The organism is Abiotrophia defectiva ATCC 49176 (assembly GCF_000160075.2).
GTDB classification, from domain to species: Bacteria; Bacillota; Bacilli; order Lactobacillales; family Aerococcaceae; genus Abiotrophia; species Abiotrophia defectiva.
In genome coordinates, this window is the sequence record NZ_KI535340.1 from 788,427 (window position 1) to 809,733 (window position 21,307).

The 21,307-nt window shown below is 45.3% G+C and carries 19 protein-coding genes and 1 riboswitch; all 19 genes read right to left on the bottom strand.

The genetic code is table 11. The features are described 5' to 3' along the window. Positions 1-111: 111 nt before the first annotated feature. The 19 genes from yidD to GCWU000182_RS03605 all read right to left on the bottom strand — a co-directional run bounded on the left by yidD (position 112) and on the right by GCWU000182_RS03605 (position 21,302). The gene (gene yidD / locus GCWU000182_RS03520) at positions 112-405 is read right to left on the bottom strand and encodes a membrane protein insertion efficiency factor YidD (RefSeq protein WP_023391381.1); all 294 of its coding nucleotides are present in this window, start codon (positions 403-405) and stop codon (positions 112-114) included. Between the two features lie 4 nt (positions 406-409). Further along, complete coding sequence (locus GCWU000182_RS03525) at positions 410-1,024, bottom strand: TVP38/TMEM64 family protein (RefSeq protein WP_023391382.1); 615 nt, start codon at positions 1,022-1,024, stop codon at positions 410-412. A gap of 183 nt (positions 1,025-1,207) precedes the next feature. Further along, on the bottom strand, positions 1,208-2,302 hold the full coding sequence (locus GCWU000182_RS03530) for a M24 family metallopeptidase (RefSeq protein WP_023391383.1): 1,095 nt from the start codon (positions 2,300-2,302) through the stop codon (positions 1,208-1,210). Positions 2,303-2,411: 109 nt separating this feature from the next. After that, on the bottom strand, positions 2,412-3,905 hold the full coding sequence (locus GCWU000182_RS03535; RefSeq protein ID WP_023391384.1) for an amidase: 1,494 nt from the start codon (positions 3,903-3,905) through the stop codon (positions 2,412-2,414). After that, positions 3,892-4,605 (bottom strand): ABC transporter ATP-binding protein, encoded by a 714-nt coding sequence (locus tag GCWU000182_RS03540; RefSeq protein ID WP_051372949.1) that lies wholly within the window; start codon positions 4,603-4,605, stop codon positions 3,892-3,894. The genes GCWU000182_RS03535 and GCWU000182_RS03540 overlap by 14 nt, the downstream gene beginning before the upstream one ends. Positions 4,606-4,648: 43 nt before the next feature. Continuing rightward, positions 4,649-5,650, bottom strand: a complete 1,002-nt coding sequence (locus tag GCWU000182_RS03545; protein ID WP_023391386.1) for an ABC transporter substrate-binding protein — start codon at positions 5,648-5,650, stop codon at positions 4,649-4,651. Positions 5,651-5,671: 21 nt separating this feature from the next. Next, positions 5,672-6,487 carry an ABC transporter permease gene (locus tag GCWU000182_RS03550; RefSeq protein ID WP_246269780.1) on the bottom strand — a complete coding sequence of 272 codons (816 nt, stop codon included), beginning with the start codon at positions 6,485-6,487 and terminating at the stop codon, positions 5,672-5,674. A gap of 68 nt (positions 6,488-6,555) precedes the next feature. Then, positions 6,556-6,661, bottom strand: a riboswitch (TPP riboswitch). Between the two features lie 134 nt (positions 6,662-6,795). Next, positions 6,796-7,131, bottom strand: a complete 336-nt coding sequence (locus GCWU000182_RS03555) for a hypothetical protein (RefSeq protein ID WP_023391388.1) — start codon at positions 7,129-7,131, stop codon at positions 6,796-6,798. A 73-nt stretch (positions 7,132-7,204) separates the two neighbouring features. Continuing rightward, positions 7,205-7,477, bottom strand: coding sequence for a hypothetical protein (locus GCWU000182_RS03560; protein WP_023391389.1), 273 nt, complete (start codon positions 7,475-7,477; stop codon positions 7,205-7,207). A 12-nt stretch (positions 7,478-7,489) separates the two neighbouring features. After that, positions 7,490-8,968, bottom strand: coding sequence for a lipase family protein (locus tag GCWU000182_RS03565; protein WP_023391390.1), 1,479 nt, complete (start codon positions 8,966-8,968; stop codon positions 7,490-7,492). A 14-nt stretch (positions 8,969-8,982) separates the two neighbouring features. After that, positions 8,983-9,678, bottom strand: a complete 696-nt coding sequence (locus GCWU000182_RS03570; RefSeq protein ID WP_035364012.1) for a tandem-type lipoprotein — start codon at positions 9,676-9,678, stop codon at positions 8,983-8,985. A gap of 14 nt (positions 9,679-9,692) precedes the next feature. Then, the gene (essC, locus tag GCWU000182_RS03575; protein WP_023391392.1) at positions 9,693-14,090 is read right to left on the bottom strand and encodes a type VII secretion protein EssC; all 4,398 of its coding nucleotides are present in this window, start codon (positions 14,088-14,090) and stop codon (positions 9,693-9,695) included. 11 nt (positions 14,091-14,101) lie between these two features. Continuing rightward, complete coding sequence (essB, locus tag GCWU000182_RS03580) at positions 14,102-15,346, bottom strand: type VII secretion protein EssB (protein WP_023391393.1); 1,245 nt, start codon at positions 15,344-15,346, stop codon at positions 14,102-14,104. A 9-nt stretch (positions 15,347-15,355) separates the two neighbouring features. After that, a complete protein-coding gene (locus GCWU000182_RS10160) occupies positions 15,356-15,613 on the bottom strand; it encodes a hypothetical protein (RefSeq protein WP_156905285.1) in 258 nt (85 codons plus the stop codon). Position 15,614: 1 nt separating this feature from the next. After that, on the bottom strand, positions 15,615-16,085 hold the full coding sequence (gene essA / locus GCWU000182_RS03585; RefSeq protein WP_023391394.1) for a type VII secretion protein EssA: 471 nt from the start codon (positions 16,083-16,085) through the stop codon (positions 15,615-15,617). 12 nt (positions 16,086-16,097) lie between these two features. Then, on the bottom strand, positions 16,098-19,310 hold the full coding sequence (gene esaA, locus GCWU000182_RS03590) for a type VII secretion protein EsaA (protein WP_023391395.1): 3,213 nt from the start codon (positions 19,308-19,310) through the stop codon (positions 16,098-16,100). A 27-nt stretch (positions 19,311-19,337) separates the two neighbouring features. Further along, complete coding sequence (locus GCWU000182_RS03595; protein WP_156905286.1) at positions 19,338-19,610, bottom strand: hypothetical protein; 273 nt, start codon at positions 19,608-19,610, stop codon at positions 19,338-19,340. 1 nt (position 19,611) lies between these two features. Then, positions 19,612-19,920: a hypothetical protein gene (locus GCWU000182_RS03600; protein WP_023391397.1), complete on the bottom strand. Its 309-nt coding sequence runs from the start codon at positions 19,918-19,920 to the stop codon at positions 19,612-19,614. Further along, the gene (locus GCWU000182_RS03605) at positions 19,914-21,302 is read right to left on the bottom strand and encodes an alpha/beta fold hydrolase domain-containing protein (RefSeq protein WP_035364015.1); all 1,389 of its coding nucleotides are present in this window, start codon (positions 21,300-21,302) and stop codon (positions 19,914-19,916) included. Before GCWU000182_RS03605 ends, GCWU000182_RS03600 begins: the two co-directional genes overlap by 7 nt. Between the last annotated feature and the right edge of the window lie 5 nt (positions 21,303-21,307).

Consider the following 21,307-nt stretch of genomic DNA (forward strand, 5'->3'; position numbering starts at 1 on the left):
ACAAGTACTAGTATACCCTAAGCAAGACCACAAAAAAAGAGGCAGGTCTCATAAACCCAATCAGACACAAAAATAAGCTAGGCCCCGGAGGTCATAGCTTAATATTTCAACTTAGTGATGGTGGTGACAACAACCCTTGGGATGGGGCTTGGGACTGCCATCTGGCAGGGTTGAGCGTCTTAAGGTAAAGTAGTCCGGCACCGGATCCTTGCCCCCTGCTACAAAGGGATGGCAGCGACTAATCCGCGCCAAGCCCATGATGAGGCCCTTGAAGGCACCGTGTTTTTCAATGGCTTGGATGGTGTAGGTGGAACAGCTCGGACTGTAGCGACAACTAGGCGGAAACAGTGGCGATAGGGCCAACTGGTAGAAACGCACTAGCTTAATGAAGAGCCAGCGGAACATCCTATCACCCCTTCTGGAGGAAGGTCCGGAAGAGCCACTGAATGATCTCACTGGACAGGAAGGTGAAGAAGAAGAGGGAAGCTGGCCGGTAGAGCAGCACTATCTTGACGAATTCTTTGAAGGTAATGTTAGACATACCGGTAATCATACAGAAGATATCGTCTGGGAAGATGGGCGCCACGAAGCCGATTTTAAGTAGGCGACGGAAGCCCGGGCCATCATTCATTTTGGCGATATAGTGGTCGTATTGCTTGTCTGACAAGAAGGCCTTGATGAAACTAGATCCGAAGCGTTTGCCTAGGAAGAAGTTGATACAGGACCCGATGACCATGCCCGTACAGTTGAGTAGGAAGCCACCGAAGTGACCATAGATTACGTCGCCAATGACATTGTGTAAGCCCCCGGGAATAATGGGATAAATTGTCTGGGAAATTTGTAATAAGAGGAAGAGTAAGGGACCGAATATCCCCATACTTTTAAGCAGTTCTCCAAAGCCCCCGCCTTCCTTAAAATAAGGCGAACTGGCAATAAAGACTGAGCCCGTAACGGTCAGAATCAAACCCACAACGGTGAGAATTTGAATCAGTTTCCGTTTTTTCTCGAGCGATAACTTGCTCATAGCGTCTACTCCTTTAAGTCATGTCTCACGGTTGTCCCTTGGACAGACCGTCAACAAGTCTACTATACACTAAAAATCGCATGATGTCAGTAATGTTAACTTTTTTTTAGGATTTGATGTCAAAGTACTTGCCTAGCTAAGCAAAAAGTGGCCAGAGCGCACTAGGCCCTAGCCACTTATCGATTAGAATTTCAAGTGTGGTTCTACCACAATCAGGTCCTTGCTGACCTGATTGAGGACTTGGCAACCGGTCTCTGTCACCAAGACTAAGTCTTCAATCCGCACCCCGACCTTGCCTGGCAGGTAAATACCCGGCTCGATGGAGAAGATTTGGCCGACTTGGGCCTGAGCTTGGTTGAACTCGGAAACATCGCCTGCTTCGTGGACTTCTCGTCCGATGAAGTGGCCGGTCCGGTGGGTGAAGTATTCCCCGTAGCCAGCCTCCTCAATGACCTGGCGCGCCGCCCGGTCAATGCTAGCAAAGGTCACACCTGGGCGGACTGCCTTAATGGCCGCTTCTTGGGCCTGACGCACAGTCTCATAGACCCGCCGCGACTCCTCGTCCGGCTCCCCGTAGAAGACAGTCCGGGTCATATCCGAACAGTAGCCCTTGTAAGAAGAGCCGATGTCAATCACCACTGAATCACCTGGTTGAGGTCGGTCGTCATTGGTTTCGTGGTGGGGATCGGCCCCATTTGCCCCGTAAGCGATAATCGGTTCAAAGGAGAAGCCTTGGCAGCCCAAACGCTGATAGATGCCAGCCAATTCACTGACCATTTCAGATTCTGGCAAGCCATCTGCCACCAGTTTAATGAGGGCTAGGGTGGCCTGATCATTAAGGGCAGATGCCTCCCGCATAAGTTCTTGCTCCTCAGGTGACTTGATAGCCCGCAGGTCATCCACCAAATAAGCAGCATTGACCGGCTGCAAATCTTGGCGGGCCGCCATCAGATCCAAGAGAAAATGACTAGGCCAAACCTTATCAATCCCAGTTTTGCCAGGCGCCAGACTTTGGGCCAAGCAGCTGATAACTGGCTCCCCATCACGGTAGGTCACAATTTCTATGTCATCCGCTAAGCCGCTAGCCTGTGGGAAGAGTTGGTTGAGATAGAGTTGATGGCGACCGTCAGCTGCCACCTTGAGCAGTAAGAGCCGCTCTCCCGGCTGGGTCTCATAGCCAATCAAATAAGCAATACTTGATGGATCCGCCACTAATTGTTGGGCAATTCCTGCCGCCTTGAGGCCCTTAACTAGGGCTTCTAATCGTTCAGCTTGCATGTATACGCGCTCCCTTCTTCTTTCCCTTCTATTATAACACAGGGATTTGCTGGGACCCAAGACAAAGCCATAAGAAAAGGCTGGGAACTCGTCCCAGCCTCGGTGCTGTCTATTCGATAATTTCTGTCTCTAGGACACCTGCTGCTTCAAAGGCCGCCGCCAACTGGCAGAGGACCCGTTCCTGGCCCTTGCAGGCCCAAAGCTGGACACCCAGCGGAAGGCCTTCTGACGATTTGCCCAGAGGCAACATGATGGCCGGTTGACCAGCCAGGTTCTGGAGGAAGGTCCAAGGCGTGTAAGCCCAACTATCCTGCCAACGCTCCATAATGAGGTCGGTGCGAGCTTCTTTGGCTAAGCCCTCCTGATCCAAGAGGCGCTGAGCCATCTCCGCCGAAGCCGCAAAACTCCCATGCAGGGGCGCCGGCCCGTTGGTCCCAGGCGTCAAAAGTAAATCATAGTCCTGGAAGAAATTCTCCAAGTCAGCCGCTAGCTGATCCCAACGGCCCAGCAACTGGCTGTAATCGGCAGCATCCCAAGGCAAACCGGCCTGGTAGATGCCCCAGGTCATTGGCTCCATATCATCTGGCGTCAAGGCGCGACCCAGACTAGCCTCAAATCCTCGCATCATAGCAACCGTCTCAACTGCATTCATGGTGGTATAATCACGCGCCGCCGCTATGACATCCACTGGGAAGTCAACTGGGACTAGCTCATGACCCATGCCTGCCAATCGTTCTACCGTCTGGCGCAACAAGTTAGCCACATCTAAGCGAACTTGAGGTGTTAGGGGCGAATCCAGCAGATAGGCGATTCGGAGCGGACGCTGAGGCAAGGTCAGGGGCCCAGGACTTAAGCGCGGCACCATGTAAGGTGCGGCCCACTGTTCCACCTGCAGCCCCTCCAATAAGGTCCAAGTATCCCGGACCGACTTGGTCAAAGCAAAATGTACCGATGCCCCCTGCCAGCCCCGGTAGCCATCTGGGCCAACTGGCACCCGGCCACGGGAAGGCTTGAGGCCAATCAGACCACAGAAGCTGGCGGGAATGCGGATAGAGCCCCCGCCGTCACTAGCCGTAACGATTGGCACCATACCAGCCTTGAGCGCAGCCGCCGCCCCACCACTGGATCCGCCCGCATTGCGGGTTAGATCTCCGGGAAAGCTAACTGCCCCGGTAAACTGGGCATCGCTAATATTCTTGAAGCCAAATTCCGGCACATTGGTCCGGCCGACCACGATAAAGCCCAAAGCCTGGATGCGTTCTACGAAATAAGAAGTCTGGTTGGCTACATAGTCCGCCATGAGCTGGGCGCCCGCGTAGGAAGGTTCGCCAGCTTGGAGCTGGCCCAAATCCTTGAGCAGGATAGGCACCCCAAAGAAGGCAGGCAATTCCTGACGTTCTGACTCTGACAGTTGACGCCAGAGCTGGTCATGAGCCTGAGCTTGGGCCCGCGCACTCTCGGCTTGAACGTGGGCGACAGCTTTTAGAGTCGGATTAAGGTCCTGGATATTTTCGAGGGCCCAGTCCACCAATTGGCTGGCCGTCAAACGACCGGCCTTGACTTCTTGCGCGTAGTAAGTCGCATCTTGCTTAAATAAGGGCATCTTCTGGCAGCACTCCTTTGGCTAAATCATCGAGTAGTTGGCGTTTGTAACGAAGAAATTCTGGACTAAAGCCAATGGCTTCAAAGTCTGACTTATCCAGTTGAATGTCATGGACCGCTTGCAGGGTCCCTGGCTTGCCGCCCATGACATAGACCTTGTCAGCCAAGATCAGGGCTTCATCCACATCGTGGGTGATGAGCAGGGTCGACCAGCCCATCTGCTGCTTGTAGTGGAGGAACCACTGATGCAGCTGGCGCCGGGTCACCGCGTCCAAGGCACCAAAGGCCTCATCCAAGAGGACCCATTGGCGCTTGAAGCAGGCCGTCCGCAGGAAGGCGGCCCGTTGGCGCATACCGCCTGACAGAGACTTAGGATAGTGCTGGGCCCAGGGCGCCAACTTGAACTCTTGAAGGAGCTGATTGGCCTCAGCGCGGGCTTGAGACTTCTTAACCCCAGACACCACTAGGGGCAGGGCCACATTGTCCACCAGGGTCAGATGCTCGAAAAGCATGTCCTTTTGCAGCATATAGCTGACCTGACCGGGTGCCAGAGGCTGCCCCCCCAAGCTAATAGAGCCCGATTGGACCGGCAAGATGCCGGCAATTAAATTAAAGAGTGTGGTCTTCCCGACCCCGCTTCGACCCAGGATAGCCACGGTTTGGCCCGCTGCCACCTGAAGATTCACATCTTGGATGACCATTTGCTGGTCGTAGCCGTAGGCTAAATCCCGAATTTCTAGCACCTTACTCCGCTCCTAAATAGTCATTGCTAAAGTATTGGCCCTTAGTCAGGTCGCTTTCGACCAGTTTGTTGTCATAGAGCCATTGATAGAAGGCATTCCAACGCGCTGGATCGAATTGGCCCCATTTGGCTGGATCGCTAGCGTAACGCTCGCTCAACCATTTTTGGGAAGCCAGGACGAAATCACGTTGATCCTTCAATTCTGGGGCTGCTTCAATCAGAATGTCAGCCGCTTCTTCTGGATGTTCCATAGCGTATTGGTAGCCCTTCTTGATGGCTGCCAAGACCTTCTTGGCTTGATCTGGGTGGGCTTTGAGGTAATCATTGTTGGCAATAATAACTGGTGAGTAGAAGTCCAATTCTGGCGCGATGTCCCGAATTTGGAAGAAGGTGGTGGATACCTTCTGGAAGCCTGCTAAAATCCCGTCCCAAGCATAGTAAACCCAGGCTGCATCGAATTGGTTATTGGCTAAGCCGATAATGGAGTTGTCGCCGTCGTTGGGCACTAGGCTAGCCTTGGAGAAATCCCCGCCGGCCTTCTTGGTCATGTATTCCATCATCTTCAATTCAATTGGGTCATTCCAAGTACCGTACTTGTGCCCTTCCAGACCCTTAGGATCCTTAATGCCTGCTTCTTCCTTGGCAATAATACCGGATGTGTTATGTTCAATAATAGCCGCTACCGCCGTTACTGGCAAGCCACCCGCAAATCGCTTGGCTAAAGAATCTTGGAAGGCAATCCCGAAGGCCGCCTTGCCTAACCCCACTAATTCAGTGGTTGAACCTTCAGGTGGACGTTTGATATCGACTTCCACGCCCACTTCCTTGAAGTAGCCCTTGGCTTGGGCTACGTAAAGCCCGGTATGGTTGGTGTTAGGCACCCAGTCTAAAATCAGGTCTACCTTGTTGTCATCACTTGATTGAGCGGCTACGCTTGGTAGTGTGGTCCCAGCCAAAGATAGGCCGGCAAGCAGGGCCGCGAATTTTTTCATCCATTTTTGCATGTGTGTGTCACTCCTCTAATCTTAGGAAATATGGGGGGCCTTGCTTGAGCGCCAAGGCAAGGCGAGTCGTTCAATGAGGGCAACTAGCCCCATGAATATCAAACTCAGTGCTGAAATGAGGAAAATGACCGCGAACATTTTGTCGTAGGCGAAGGCCTTCTTGGTCTGAATCATATAGACACCCAAACCCTCGAATCCCCCTAGCCATTCCGCCACAACCGAACTCACAAAGGCGTATGAGACACTGACCTTCAACCCGGAAAAGAAGAAATGTAGGCTGGTCGGGATCTTAACATAGCGCAAGGTCTGCCAATGACTGGCTCCCATCATGTTCAGCAACTGCAAGGCATCCTGGTCACAATGGGCAAAGCCACTTAAGATACTCATGATAATAGGGAAAATCGTGGTTAAGACGACTAAGACAATCTTAGGCGTCATCTCATAGCCCAGGGCCAAGACCAAAATCGGGGCAATGGCCACCGTTGGCACAGTCTGAGATACGATTAAGAGTGGGTAGAGGGCCCGATGGACCCATTTGAAGCGGTCCATGATGACCGCCAGCATAAAGGCCAAGACAATCCCAATGCCCAGCCCGATAAAGGCCTGGATTAGGGTCACCCGACTATTGCGCCAGAGGTTAGGGGCATCTTGCCAGATAGCCGCCAGAACCGCCGACGGAGCCGGAATGATAAAACGCGGCAACATACCCAGCCGAGCCGTCACTTCCCACAAGGCCAGGAGTCCTAAGCCTGTCAGCCAAGCCACACTTGATTCAAACCAGCGATGCACTCTCTGTTTAATGGTTACCGTCTCCTTTCTATTTAGAATACGTAACACCCACTTGCGTTTGGACTCGATAAAAAAAGACCCATCCCGGCATGACGCGCAGGATGAGTCCATCAGTCAGATTCAACTTGCCACATCCCTACGTAAGTATTAACTTCATCAGGTTATGAGGGTCCGAGGCAAAGCCCCATCTCAGCCGCAGGCGCGGCACCCCTTGTGTTACCTCTATATTATATGCAAGTTGATGTAAGAATGCAATTGCGGTGCTTGGGGGATAGGGAGAAAAAGCGCCAAGGGTTCCTACAGGAGCGTGCCTTGGCTCTAACTTTTTAAAGTCTATACTTTAGGAAATGGTTTCGCTATTGAGATAGAGCTTCCTGTTCTTTTGATACTTTAATTTCCTTTTCATACTTCCAAACTTTCTCTCGCATATCCCCACATTCTCTCTCCGTATTCTGGATGCCTTCCTTAAGTTGCTCATCTAATTCTTCAAAGCTCTGCTCCGTATTGCGAAGCGCTTCATATATAACATCTACATCATCAACCAAAGGACGGAAAGAGGCGACTATCTCTTCGCGAAAAATCGCCCAGTCTTTAGCCGCTATTTCTCGTATTCTAGACATTTCTTCTAAGCTCCGTTCTAGACTGTTAAGCCTCACCTTGCTTTGATAAAGTTGCGATTCTAGATCTGACATTTATTCCCTCCTAAACTACTGTTTTCTTCTTAGAACTTAAATAATAACTAATCTCTCCTATTTTTGCGTAATCCTATTCTATTTTTTCCAACTCAATTAGAGCTAGTTTACTACTTTGAGTTGCCACCTCTTCCCCTGCTGCTTTACCAGCTTGCCCTCTAAAGGAGCCCGAAAAGACCTCTTGAAGTAGTTTTGTTTTAGTCCGTGCGAGTCCCACCTTTAATTCAATCGCACTATTTAAATTCGCCTTTACAGTATCTGACCTTATTTTAACCACATTGGTGACTACCTCTATAACTGCTTCGCGTTTTTTCCTCTTTGACCAATCAATATACCAATCAAACATCTCTACATCTCCTTAAGGGAATATTGAATTTTGTTGCACACGAGTCAAGTTCAGCACCTGATTCATCTGACTTATCTGAACGTCATCCATTCCGATAGTTTGAACATCATCTATTCCCATTATTTGCTTAGCTAAAGATATATCTTTATTAACAATCTCTTGTATGGTTTTCTCTATCCTAGTCATTAACTCCGAATAAGCCTTATTGATGGAATTTCCCTTCTCTATTTTGTCATTTATTTTCGTAATTACAGGCTGAATTAGATTTTCATAAGTCAAACCATTTGATGTTAATGTTTGGGAGAAATCATTGTCATCTAAACCAGAGCCCTGCTGTCTAGCAATGTCCATTGTATCGGACCAAATCTTATCAAGTTCTGTTATTGCTCCAGTGCAATCTTGAATCAATTCAGTTATACAACTCGCAGCTAACTCCTTGGCACTTGTTACAGCTATTAAAACTTCATTTGCATCAAGGTATATAGCTTCAGAAGTTGAGATTAGGCCATCTGATTTTTGTAACCTTTCTTTAAGCCCTTCTAATTCCACTAATTTTGAAAATGTATTTTCAAAATTATGTTGCATATCATATGTTATTCGTTCATATGAGTCCAGCTTTTCATAGTCCTCCTGACTTAACTCTTCCCATGCAGGACCTCGGAATAGCTTCTCAAGGAGTTTGCTGTTGTATTTAGAATAATATACTCCATTCTCTATATAATATCTATTACCAGTTATCAGCAGATCTTTAAGTTGACGTAACGTATCCTCTTTCATTAGTTCGAGCAAGCTATGCCCTGCATCAGAGTCCAATGTATACATGTTGCCGTAATACTTACCTACAACCCCCATAGATGTTAGCCAATCGTTCTTCGAACGAATATTTATTATTTCTCCAGTAAAATTTTTCTCAATCTCAGCCATGTTGTACATGGCAAAATATTTACCTGTAACATCTAGAAAAGTTAATTTCCCTGCAACACTTCTTGATAAAACATATATTGGAGCCGGATCATACGTAATCGTTTTTGGAACATTTCGGACAACCGCTACGAACTGAGCAATCGCGCCTCCCTGTGAGTGCCCCGTAATTAGCATTTCTTTGTCAGGATACTCTTGCCTAACCTTATCATGCATATCAAGCACAGCACTATAGAGCGCTCCGTATCCAAGCCCTATATCAACGATATTTGTTGCAACGTCTTTTGCAAATCTACCCTGAGGATTTGTACCTGTATATGCTAATATTAATTTTCCAGTATTTGTATCCTCAAATAAAGTAGCACTTGTGTCAGTTTCTAAATTATGATAAGAAGATACATATTTTAAATTTTCAGGATATTTCTCTTCTTCCATGTATTCAGTTACCGCTGTCGATATATCTTTACGATAAGGTTCCTCAATTAAAAAAAATTCATTCTGATACGACTGAGTTTCCATTTTATAAGTTACATCAGCAGCATATAACGTTAAAATCTCTGGCTCTATCATATTTTACAACCTCCTTAGTCAAACCCTTCCAAATGCTCGCCCATATTAATAATTACTCCATCAATATGCGTTTTCGAACCCCCGCTTATAGTAATCGAGACGTCCGTCTCTCCTTTTTCAGGCTTTAATGGCTTGAGAAACTCAATCGTATAGTCACCGCTAATATCATTTTGCCCGTATTTCTCCAGAAGTTGAGTCGCATTACCCAGAAGATAATATTCTCCATACCTACCCCAAGATGGATTGTCGATAATATGGTAAGCCGTTTGTCGATTAAATTTTGTCTTATCAAATTCTAGGGTTGTCACCAAAAATTTGAATTGCTTCAGGTATTTGGTTGTTTGCTTATTCTCAGGGACTACTATTTGTCCCTTTCTAATCTCAACAGAATATTCTTCGATTGTCTCCTTGTCATTATTTTTATAGCTTAGAACTTTCACTTTCCCATCAATTTGCTTAGTATGACCATTCCCTTCTGCATCTACTATCACCATTATTTTTCGTTCTGGCTCATAAATTGAGAAAGTATCGCGGATATTAAAACCACCTTTGAAGACATCAAATAATTGCTCCAAATTCTCAACTGGATAAATAGACCCTAAATAATCGAAGTTCCGCTCCACCATATGTTCCTGCCATTTCATCCCTAGGAAGAATAGGCCACCTAGGCAAACTGATAGGATGGCAAGCCATTTCAGTACTGTCCGCATTATAGTCCTCCTTTTCATAATTCCGCCATCTGCACTAACTGCCACTCTCCATTTTCTAGAACATAACTCTCCTGCGCCTTAAGCTGTGGCTCGCGTCTTGCGCCCATACGTACACTGACAATATCTTGTTCGAACAATTTACCACCATATAGAATTTGTGTTACTAACTGTCTCACTAATTTCACTTGGTTGGTGGTTGAACTAATAGTCTGTGTTCTCATACCTGCAAATATTGGCACAATCCCAACCGCTGGCCCTTGCTCAATTAAGAGACGCGTATCCCGTTCAGATAAATTACCTGAATTAACTAATAGACTGAGGTCAGTAATAATCAGCATCCACTTTTTGTACTCTTTATCTGGCTGTTCTAGGCGTTCTTTCAAATCCTGGAGTATACCACTAAATGCCCCAGTTACAGATAGGGTTGTCGATAAGCGTTGCCCACCTACAAACAGCTCACTATGCACCGCATCTTGAGCATCCAGTAAGAGTACTGAATATTCATCATTATATTGATGATAATGGTAATCTAGCAAGCGATAATAGTTTTCCAAGATTAGAGGATTGTCAGTAGTCATAATCATAGCCGCGTTCAATCCGAACAACACAGCCTTAGCAGTCTCATTATAAAGCCCTATTAGTAGCGTCTTAGCACTAGCAGGCACTTGTTCATAGATGAGAGCTGGCGTTACAACTTCTGGTAGCATTGGAATTTTAGCTGGCAATTCACCTTGCCAGTGATCTCGCATTAACTTAGCCTCTTGCAACATCATGGATGGATATTGCAGAAAGTCACCAGTAGCATATGGTGTCATTAATTGAAAGTCTACTAGATCCTCCATACGTATTACACCACGACCGGGAATAGATTCAATCTTATAGCCCAATCGACCAACTGCAGCTGTTACATCATAATCTTCAAAGAGATAGAGGGCTATGCGAGTCTTAAATGCTGATTGCATCTGAATGCGTAAAGCATTCCAACGCGATGCCGTTACCACCACTTGAATCCCTAAAGAATTTCCTTCTCGTACTAACTTGACCAAAGTTGCATAAGTGTCATCAAACATTGAGGAATCATTCAAGCCATCCAAACTATCTATTAAAATGAGAATCATAGGGAGTTTCTTGCTCACTGTCTGATTATATTGTTGGAAGTTTGCAACATGTTGAGTCGCAAGCTGTGCCTTCCGTTCCTTCAATAAAGATTCCATGATATTAAGCCATTTTCGTAGCTTAGCTTCGTCGTCTAAGGTTACATAGTCAGCTACATGAGGAAAGTTTGAGAGGCTAATCAATCCACTTGTTCCAAAGTCCAAGAGATAGATATGAACATCTTGAGGCGTCTGATGGCGCATTACTTCAAGCGCCAATCGTTGCACAAAGTTGGTCTTGCCGTATCCCGGACTGGCAATCAGCACAATATTGTTTGTTTCATCTAAGTTTAAGATGAACGGCAACTGTTCTTGACGTTTTGGAATGTCCACAACCCCTAAATTCACAGCAAAATGAGGTCGAGGTGATAGCCAAGTGGTCTTAAATTGTTCCATATCAAAATCAGAATCTACAATCATCTCCTCAAGTGGTGGCAACCAAGGTTGCGCCACCTTGGCCTCACCACTTGCTTGGAAGGTGGTCGCTAAGTCTTCTACCACGGCATCTAATTCTGTTAGGTTTGATTCAATCGTTTCTTGATAATCTAAGCCACTTAGGTCTTGGTTTATCGGCCGTAATTGTCCCGTCTCCTCAATCTCGTAGAGAGTCAGTGCATCTGACCGAGGTTGGCTATCGCCTGCTCCTTGATAAGGGGCGCCACTCCAAGCGCTCTGGAAGAGTTCATAGATTTCATTATTGCCGACTTGGAGATAGGCACGACCGACTTGTGTTAAGGTCGCAGCATCAGGCGTATGGAGAATCTCGCGCGAATCCGAGATGTCCTGTACCTTGAGTGCAATCTTGAAGCGAGAGTTAGACCAAATCTGATCGTTAACAACCCCACTTGGCTTTTGAGTAGCCAGAATAAGATGGACACCGAGAGACCGCCCCACCCGAGCAATCGAAATCAATTCGTTCATGAAGTCTGGTTGCTCAGCCTTCAACTCCGCAAACTCATCCGAAATCAGGAAGAGATGTGGCATTGGTTCTAAGTCTGAATTTTGCTGGCGAAGCTTATGGTATTGATTAATATGGTTAAGACCGTGTTCAGCGAACAGGCGTTGGCGCTTGAGTAACTCGGCACGGATTGACACTAAGGCCCGATTGGCTTGAGCCGCTTCCAAGTTCGTGATAATCCCAACCACATGTGGTAGGTATTGGAAGAGGTTAGCCATCCCCCCACCTTTATAGTCAATCAAAAGGAAGGCCACTTCATAAGGGTGATAGTTGACAGCTAAGGATAAGATATAAGTCTGAATCAGCTCAGACTTACCTGAACCGGTCGTCCCCGCAATTAGGCCATGCGGTCCGTGTGCTTGCTCATGGAGATCCAGTTGTAATAATTCATCACGGCCTCGATAGCCGATAGGTACCGCTAAGGTCTGATAAGCGTGGTGATTCTGCCAACGGTCAGAGACCTGAAGGTCCCCGACTTGTTGCGCGCCATACATCGTGAGGAAGGAAACACTATCTGGCAAGGCATTTTTCATGGTAAGAACATGATGAATACTCGACAAATAGCGAGCAAATTGTCCTTTCTCTTGCTCCGACATTGCAGCAAATGGCTGTAATGCCTGCTGAATGTATTCTCCGTTCTGCAAGACAAGTTCTCCCTTACGCCAATCCGCGCAGTGGAGAACCGTTCTCACATGATCAGGTAAGTTCTCCATGACATTTTCAACAATCATGAGAGAGACGCCTAATTCAGTCAGATCCTCTTGTATGAACTCACTGATGAGATGATCCTGAAGGAGACTCATATCTGTCACAATGAGGATGTACTGAGGTAAAAAGAGCAGCCCCTTCTTAGAGTCATTCTGTGTCTCAACCTTTAGTTTACGGTCTTTGATGATTTGATAGAGAGAGGTCATCAGGCGATCTCGACTAGCCTGACTAAAAACAAAACCCTTAGTATTAAGAGCGCTAAGGTAGGAATGGGGCAACCATCGCATCCATTTCCATGACGCTTGTTCTTCTTCGGGTCCTACGACAATGAATTGAACATCATGGTAGCTATGAAAGGTCGCTAGCTGAATCAAGGCCTGTTGAACTTGTTCAATCGCTACTTGCCGATTCCCGATATAGCCGACCGGTCCAAAGCTCAGCGAGTTAGGTATAGGTAGCTGGGAAATTGTGCGGTAAGCATCGACTAAGGCTCTAGCCTCATCCGCCACTGCCCGGTTATAATGACTGAGTTCTGCGGCTTGGTATTTCAAGTCGAAACTTGGCTTGACGTCGCCAAGGCCTAAACTATAGGCTAAGAAGTCAAAGGCAGATGCCCCTTTCTCATAAATACGACGGTCCACATGGCGTGCCATAGTAACTAAACTAGACCCAGCAGGATAATGATAGCTACGAGCTCGGCGTTGCTCCTCTGCTAGTTTAGCGATTTCTTGATACTTAGTATCTAAGTATTCCCGATAGGTCACAATTTTGCGTTCTTGTTTATCTCGAAACTTCTTCTTCTCGGAGAAGTATTGATGGACACTCATGATAATACTTACCACCGACATCCCCATCATAAGGAACATCATCCCACGACCTGCAGATAACAAGTACATAAGGCCTGTCATCCCGATCATGGTAAGTGGCATCAGAACTGTACGCCAAATAGGTTGTCCTGAATGTTCATCTTCTGTAGGAGGGGCCAATAGGGTGACCTTTTTCTCGGGCTCCTTGCGGATAATACGAGGAGAACGATGATAGTCTGCTGCCCGTTGAGCTCGTTCGTGGTTTTCCGCTTCAACTGGTAGAAGGCGACTATGAATTGGCTTAATACTTCCAATTTCCACATGATGCTCTCGAAGATGAAGGACATGCCCGTCCTCTACGAAGAGATAGTCTCCAATTTGAGCTTGGAAGTTTCCCTGCATACTCCGGCCATTCAAGGTGACAGGCCGTTCGCTCCAAACACGATAGAGATTGCCTTCCTCATGCAGCGTCATCTCCCCCGTCGTCTCTAGTTGAATACTCGCTTGGGGATGCTTGGATAGGTATACTAGTTCATCAGGCAACCAATAGCTTGATTGATGGCCCAAAGCTAAAATCTTGAGAGTAATCCCTTCAAGTTCTACTGGATAGATACCTGCCAAATCATAGCGTTGCTCTTCCAACACAAGTTCTTTGTCTGAGGCAATGAGCGTGTAGACTTGCTTGAGTGGCATGGTAAAATCTGACGCAAGCTGAGCGCCTAGCTCATAGCGTCGGCCCGGTTCGATAGCATGGTAATGCCCTTGATAAGACAAATAGAATTTCATGGGCAACCCTCCTATTCTCCTGCTTGGCTGGAGACAGACTCTTGACTAGATTCGACACTCACTTCATTGCTAGCTTGGAACTCGTTACTAGTCGTATCACTCTCAGATGAGTCGATTAAGGCTCTAGACGATTCGCTTGATTCTTCTGAGGAGAAATACTGACTAACCAAGCCATCTATCTTGTTCTGGACTGACTCAATTTGAGTGGTTCGTTCATCTGCAGCTAGATTAGGATTTCGTTGTAACTCATCAATTTTTTTAGTAGACGCATAAAGCGTTAACTGAGGATCATTGAGGTAGGATGCTATATTCAGCGCCTCATTAATGTCCTCCTGACCAATTGCTATCCAAAATCTGAGATAGGCTTCATTTGACTGCATGGACATAGAGAGTAGCTGTGTCTTCTGGTCAAGTGTCAAAGGCTCTGTCATCACAACAGAGTAAGCCATCAGATATTTATCTTCCTGGCCAATGTAGCGACTATCTAACCCCCGACTCAAACTAACCACTTCGCTGTAGTCCTGCTTAATGAAGGCCATGCGAATATCACTAACACGCGATTGAAGCGGTATTGCCCACAAAAACCAATAGCTAGCGAAGGCAAGACACATTAAACTCACAATGAGTGAAATCCCCATCACCCAACGAACTAGAACATATTGTTGGCGGTTGACTTGAATCTCATCTGATTCAATCCGACTTTTCTCGGCTTGGATACCTTCCTTCAGCAAGTCTTGAATGGCATTAATGTCCGTAGCTTGAACTATTTTTTCTGCTAATAGGTTACCTTTATAGAAGGCTAATTTCCCTTCTGCTAAAGTCTCAAAGCTAGTCTTAGGGTCAAGAACTGCTACACAGTAGGCTTGATAGCTTGAAAGAAATTCGGATTCGGTCATGCCCTCGTAAGGCGGCAACTTCTCGCGAATGCCTCTGAAATGGAAGATAGGCATACCATTACGAGTAAAGGAAAAGCTATCAGGTTTCATCTCGAAGGTAAACAAGCCTTCTGCTAATTCCTCTTGTACAGTAGCCAAGTTTAGAAGGAAGCGGCACCGTGTCGCCAACTCTAACTGACGAACGGCTTCATAGTGATAGCCATCTTCCGGCAAAAGGCAGTCTACAATCAAGTCATCAGCTTGATCTTCTTCACTGCGAATCGTTAGAGAGGCGAAATATGTCGCATTGCTAGTTAAGAGTTGTTCAATTAAATCGCGATTGCCACGTATTAAATCGGCTGTATATTGTTTACTTATCATCGTCTTCTCCTATAGCTGTTCTAGTTGCAAGGTTACTCCGTCGCGGACGGATCTATTCCCAATTCGATCCGTTGCGAAAAGTACCGTTTCATATTCTAAGTTCCGACAAATGGGGGAAACCAATTCATATCCCAGTTGATAGGATTGATTCACTTCATGTAAGAGTCTCTTCACCGTTAACTGGCGAGGAACCGCTAAATCTAGCAGTGGTCCACCTAATCGACTCAAATCTAACGTGATTTGAACATAGTTCGATTGGTTTGTCATCTTAATCACCTACCCTTTTTGGTCGGAAATAATAATAGTAGATTAGCCCGCAAAAAACAGCTAATGCGAGACAAAATATAAGCCACAGATAAGGCTTCTTGGGTTGGTCTGTTATTGCTAAACGATGGTTATAGCGTTCCACACGTTGTGTTGGATGGTCAGATGTAAAGGCAACTTGTTTAGCCTTGGCGGTTCGATCTAGGGCTTGGATTGGCGCTTGGAAGAGCTGAGGTGCAAGTGCTTGACGAGGCGCCTCTTGGCGTTGGAGATGACGATTAATTAACTCCGTTAAATCCGTCGTAAATAGCTTGGCAAAGAGTCGCTCTTGTTCAGAATAAGTAATCTCATTGGATTTTGTTGCATCATATCGGTTTGTATCAATCTTAAGTGAACCATCACGTGCCTGGATAGGCATTGATAGTCCAAATAAGATTCCAACTATGATCACTAGCCACAGTCTTCCTTTGCGCATCTGCCATGCCTCCTATCTTAGTTTTCGGTAATAATGGCTGTTAATCGCCAAGCCCAAGAAAAGGGCTGCTAAAGGCACCAGAACTAAGTGGAGCCAATGAGTTTGGAAGTTGAGAATCGCCGTCAAGAGTTGATCCATATAGGTCAGCGGATTCCATCCTCGAATGAAGGTGTTGAGATTATCAAACTCCCCATCAAACAGTTGACTGGCTGAGATAACATAAGCCATCAACAGCCCTACTAAAACTAATAGGCCAAATGACTTAAGCCGGAGCAAGATGCCATGACTCACTAGAACAAAGCCCATTCCCATCAAGGCTAAAATAATGCCTAAGGCAATTCCCTGATTACCTGCAAGGTTTAATCGACTAGAACCAATTATCGCAATTAGAGTCCCAAGAAGTCCACCTGATAATGCAATAGCCGTCACAGGTACTAAGCTATTACGAAGATGTTGGCGCTCTGTTGCCTTGAAGAAATTCAATTTTGTCCAGTCTAAATCTCTCAGGAACTGAGCAAGCACTAGGCTCATAATGAAGGTAATCATTAAGAAGATGAGACTAGAACGCGTATCGACTTTTTGCGTTTGTGGCGCACGAGATTCTTGCAAAGTGGTATCAACATTATCCGCATTCACGGGATTAGAGAGATAGTCATAAACTAGTTGGTTCTTGCGGTTACCGGTCTTAGTATTCGCCATAACCTGACTGAACTGGTCTAAGAAGGTCTTATTATTATTATACTCAGTATCTAGGCTTTCCCCCAAAGTCGTTACCTTATCCGTTAACTGTTTCCCTTCGGTTTCAAGCGTCGTGACGGATGTATTGAGTTGCCCCAAACCGGATTTAACTGAATCTAGTGCCGCTTGGTTAGCAGTTGTATTGGCCATCAGGGTTTGGCTAGCGCCCATTAACTTAAGTAAGTCTGAGTTTATTCCCATTGTTACAGTTGTCATATTGGCATTATCTGGCATTTCAGTAACTTCTAAGGCTGGAACATTGGCAATTTGATCATGAACACCTTGAGCTAAGGAGATCAAGTTGCCGACTTCGCCATTCAATTGTCCTGTTGTCGTCCGAATAGCTTGTAGGGACTCCTCTAGTTTCTTGGCTTCTTCTTTTAATTTTTTAGCATTTTCTGACCAAGCATTAGGAATCACTAGTTGTTCTTTCAGGTCTTGAGAAATAGTATCAGCTACTGTCTGAACTAATATATCCGACAACTGCTCCATGGAAAGCGCAGCATAAAGCGACTGCGGACTTGGGTTGAGACTACTCCCTACTGGGTCAGTCGACAAGGATAGGCCATAGTAAGCTGAAGCTATCCCCGCCAACGCTGCATACTGCTGCATATCTGCTACCGCAGCCTGAGCGGTATCCATCGATGAGATGAATTGAACAGCTGAAACCCCTGACGCATTCGAATAGGTCCGATAGATTTGTTTTTCCGTTGTTGAAACGTGCTCTTCAACAGTCGGAGCATTCGGCTGACCAGCAGGAGCAGGTGCTGCTGGTGCCGCATTGTTTGCGCCATTTTCAGAGCCAGCATCTGGAGTTGGCGAAGCTGGAGCGGGCGCTGGCGCTGGTGCTACTACATTCTGGCGTTCGGTCACTTCTAAAGCTTCTTGGGTAATCACATAAGCTCGAACTGTACCCGGAGCAAAAAGATTCACCAAATTCTCGTCGGATACTTGCTTCACTCGTACTGTCGCTCGGGCGACTGCAGTTGATGCCGCAACATTCAACTGTTGTCCTGTCGCTACGTTTCCATTGACAGCTAGCCCCATTCCATTAATGGTAGCTGATACCAATTCAAAATTATCTCCGGTTAAATCAATCTGAACGTCGCGAATGGTTCCTTCAATCCGTCCTAAATCCACATCCAAGGTCACTTCTTGTCCTTGGACGGCATTTTTAATTTCCGATAGTCGACTAGCCTGCCAAGTGGTGTTAGAAACACGCCCCACTCCAGGCGCCACGAGGTTAATAAATTGGTTAACATTCTTCATAAAGAACTTATCTTGATCGGAAATTGTCATCCTATTAATAGCATCGTCCGAGTAGATAGTCATTTGAGAAACGAAACCAGCCACTGCGGCATTCATCTTTTCGCGAAGCGAGGTGACAAGCATTCCTAGAGTAAGCTGGTCATTTGGTGTTTCCGATACCGTCTTAGCCATTGAATCTTTTACCGCTTCTTTGATCCGTTCCCGATAGGTCTCATCTAAGTACTTAGTAACTTCTTCGTTATTTGAGCTGATTTCACTCTCAAAACCTTCAAGGCGTTCATTCAAAGCAGTTAAGCCATTTACAGCATCATCAATGGGTTGAGCCGCTACTAGGCTTGGGAAAGTCTGCGTGTTCATGACATTCAAGCCATTCAAGGCCGAAGAGACATCAACAGCCCGAAGATTAGTGTAGAAATTGCCCAAAGCTAGCTCCCGCTGAGCCATTGCTTGACTCCAAGCAGATTGCGAATTAATTACTGACTCAACGTCTCCTGAGTAATCCTTCTTGGTATCAATGATAGATGTGAAAGCTTCATTCGTACCAGTGAGAACACCGCCTAAATTATCCATTGTTGTCACGGTACCCGCACTTACATTACTAATATCAGTGAAACTCTTGCTGTAAGCATTAAGTGGATCCACAAGTGAATTTCGATACTTAGCCAAGGTTGTCGCTTGGTTTTGGACCACATCTGTCACTTGAGCTTGCGCAACTTGGAGATTTCCTACAATGCTAGAAAAATAAATGTTGATAATGTCTTTGTTAAAAGCATTTTTAATGTTGGAAACTGCCTCTTCAGCTTGCTTAAGCAAAACTTGTTGGTCAGACTTAATCCGATATTGGAAGACAGCCTGGGTAGGTGTCGCGCTCTCTAGGTTTAGTGAGTCTTTAGAGAAGTTACTTGGCATCACTAAAACTACTTGATACTTACCACTATCTAAACCTGCATTAGCTGTTGAGCGTGGCACCGTTTCAAGCCGATATTGATTGGTTTGAGCCAGATTCGCCAAAAGCATGTCTGCTAAGCGAACGTTCTGACCGTTATAACGATAGCCTTGGTCCTCATTAACGACAGCTATTGTAACGTCGCTCTGCGATACCAAGGTTTCTGTTTTGGGTTGCGCGACCTGCTTGGGGCGAATAATCCCAAAGTAGGTCATGCCAGCCGTTAAGCCGACTAATATGGCGATGGCCAAAGGCCAAAATTTACGTTTCATTAGGGTTCCTTCCTTGTTGAATTGACATTATAAATCAATAATAATTTTATTTAATTCACTTTGGTAATGCTGAAATAGTTCTTTGCATGTAGTTGCAGTTTCTCCCGTAAAATAATTTGATAACTCCACATCAGCATTCGATAAAGCTAGTTTAGCGGCATCTATGTGATGTTTAACCCTATTCTTACCTGTTTTAAAGTTTATTCCGGCTATAGTCTGCCAATGTAAGCCCATATCATGCAGTGTATTTATCTTTCCTAATCGATATTCAGCTAATACATTTGGATCGCCTTCAACCATGTTAACGTCCCCTTTCTTCATCAATTTGATTTTTGAAACTCTGTATCTCTTTCTCCTTCGCTTCTACTATTATTTGTTGATTATTGCGGTATATACGTTCTGTCTCATCGCACAGTTGTTCAATATACTTAAGTGCTTCCGAATTACTTATCGGTATGCCCTCTTTACCATACAGTTTTAAAATTTCATACTTCCAATCATCTAAATCATTCAATCTATTTCGATACTTTTCTTTAAGTTGATCCTCCTCGGTTTCTAAAGTTGCTAACCTAGCCCGATGAGCATCGTATAATTCATCAAAGACTACCATGAAATTACCTGTTCTAATTGCATTGAGCTAATGCCATCTTGCTCTAATATTCCATTCATACCCTGCTCCGCATTAGCTATTAGTGTATTAATTTTCGAATCGATTGATGACACTTGACTTAGAAGCGAATTATAAAAATCCGTATACTGAGTTAGCATTGTCTGATCATTTGCTCCTACTTCTGCCAAAGCATTGAGACATTCCGAAGCGGATAAAGGGTCCCCTATAGCATAAGCTTTTGCCTTACAAGATTTCCAATACTCATCACATAAATCCGCTGACGCTTTCGTTTCATCTTTTAAATCTAAAACATTCGTCATAACTGTAACTTTTAGAGTTCTTAAAGTAAAAAGTGCACTGTCATATTTTAAAAATATCACAGGGTTCTTCCCCCCCATGTTTACATATCTTCTTTGTCTCTCATTCAGATAATAACCTTGATTTTGAAGGTAATACTTAGCCATTCTAAGTCGATAATTCGCAGCTTCCTCAGAATCCATAATTCTAAAATTCCCTTGGGCATCTTTCAAATACCCCTTCATCATATGTTGTTCTCCACCGAAAAGCGTACCTGTTGGCCGTGTATGTAACATGACTACTTGCCCAATTGCTTCTTTATTCTTACCAAAACCAATAGGAACCATATCTCGAGGGTCAACATATTGAACCACCTTATCTCGCATTGTTCTAGCCTGTTTTTGTAGATCGCCGTTTAATAATGAAAATATGTTTGGCCCTTCAGCTACAAATGCTGAGTGAATCCGTTCTGGATACTTGGTGGAAGCCGTAATGTACTGAATAATCATTGATCCTAACGAATGCCCGAACATTAGAAATTGCGCATTCGGATACTCGTTAATAATTTGATTATCAAAAGCACTAAGGCTAGTTCTCAATTGATATCCAAACAATAATCCCCTATTTTCTTCATCCTCAAGATATTCTTGGATAGTTTTATTCACTGGCGTTGTGTCTAAATAACTTGAGTTCAGCGGATTAAAAATTGCTAGCCCAATAGGAATATCGGTTACAAGCCAATCTTTAATCACTTCTTTTCTTTTACTAATATCATCACCGAACATAGAGCCTAGCCCCTCAGAACCTTGTACAAGGACAGTAACCCTATCTTGAGCTCCTCTCAACTTCATTTTTTCCGCTTCTGATAGGGTAGGATCAATTCGTTCTTTTGTTACGGTATACATCAATTGACCTGATCTATCGTCTTTTACCAATTGATCGACATAACCAAAAATTGAGGTGCTTCCATCTTCATTTATAATTTCGATGGTTTCTCCGGGCTCCCACTCCTTCTGTTCACCACTAAGCACCTTACCATATTCTGATAAAATTATTTGATTAATAGTCTCGTCAGATAATCCCATATCGT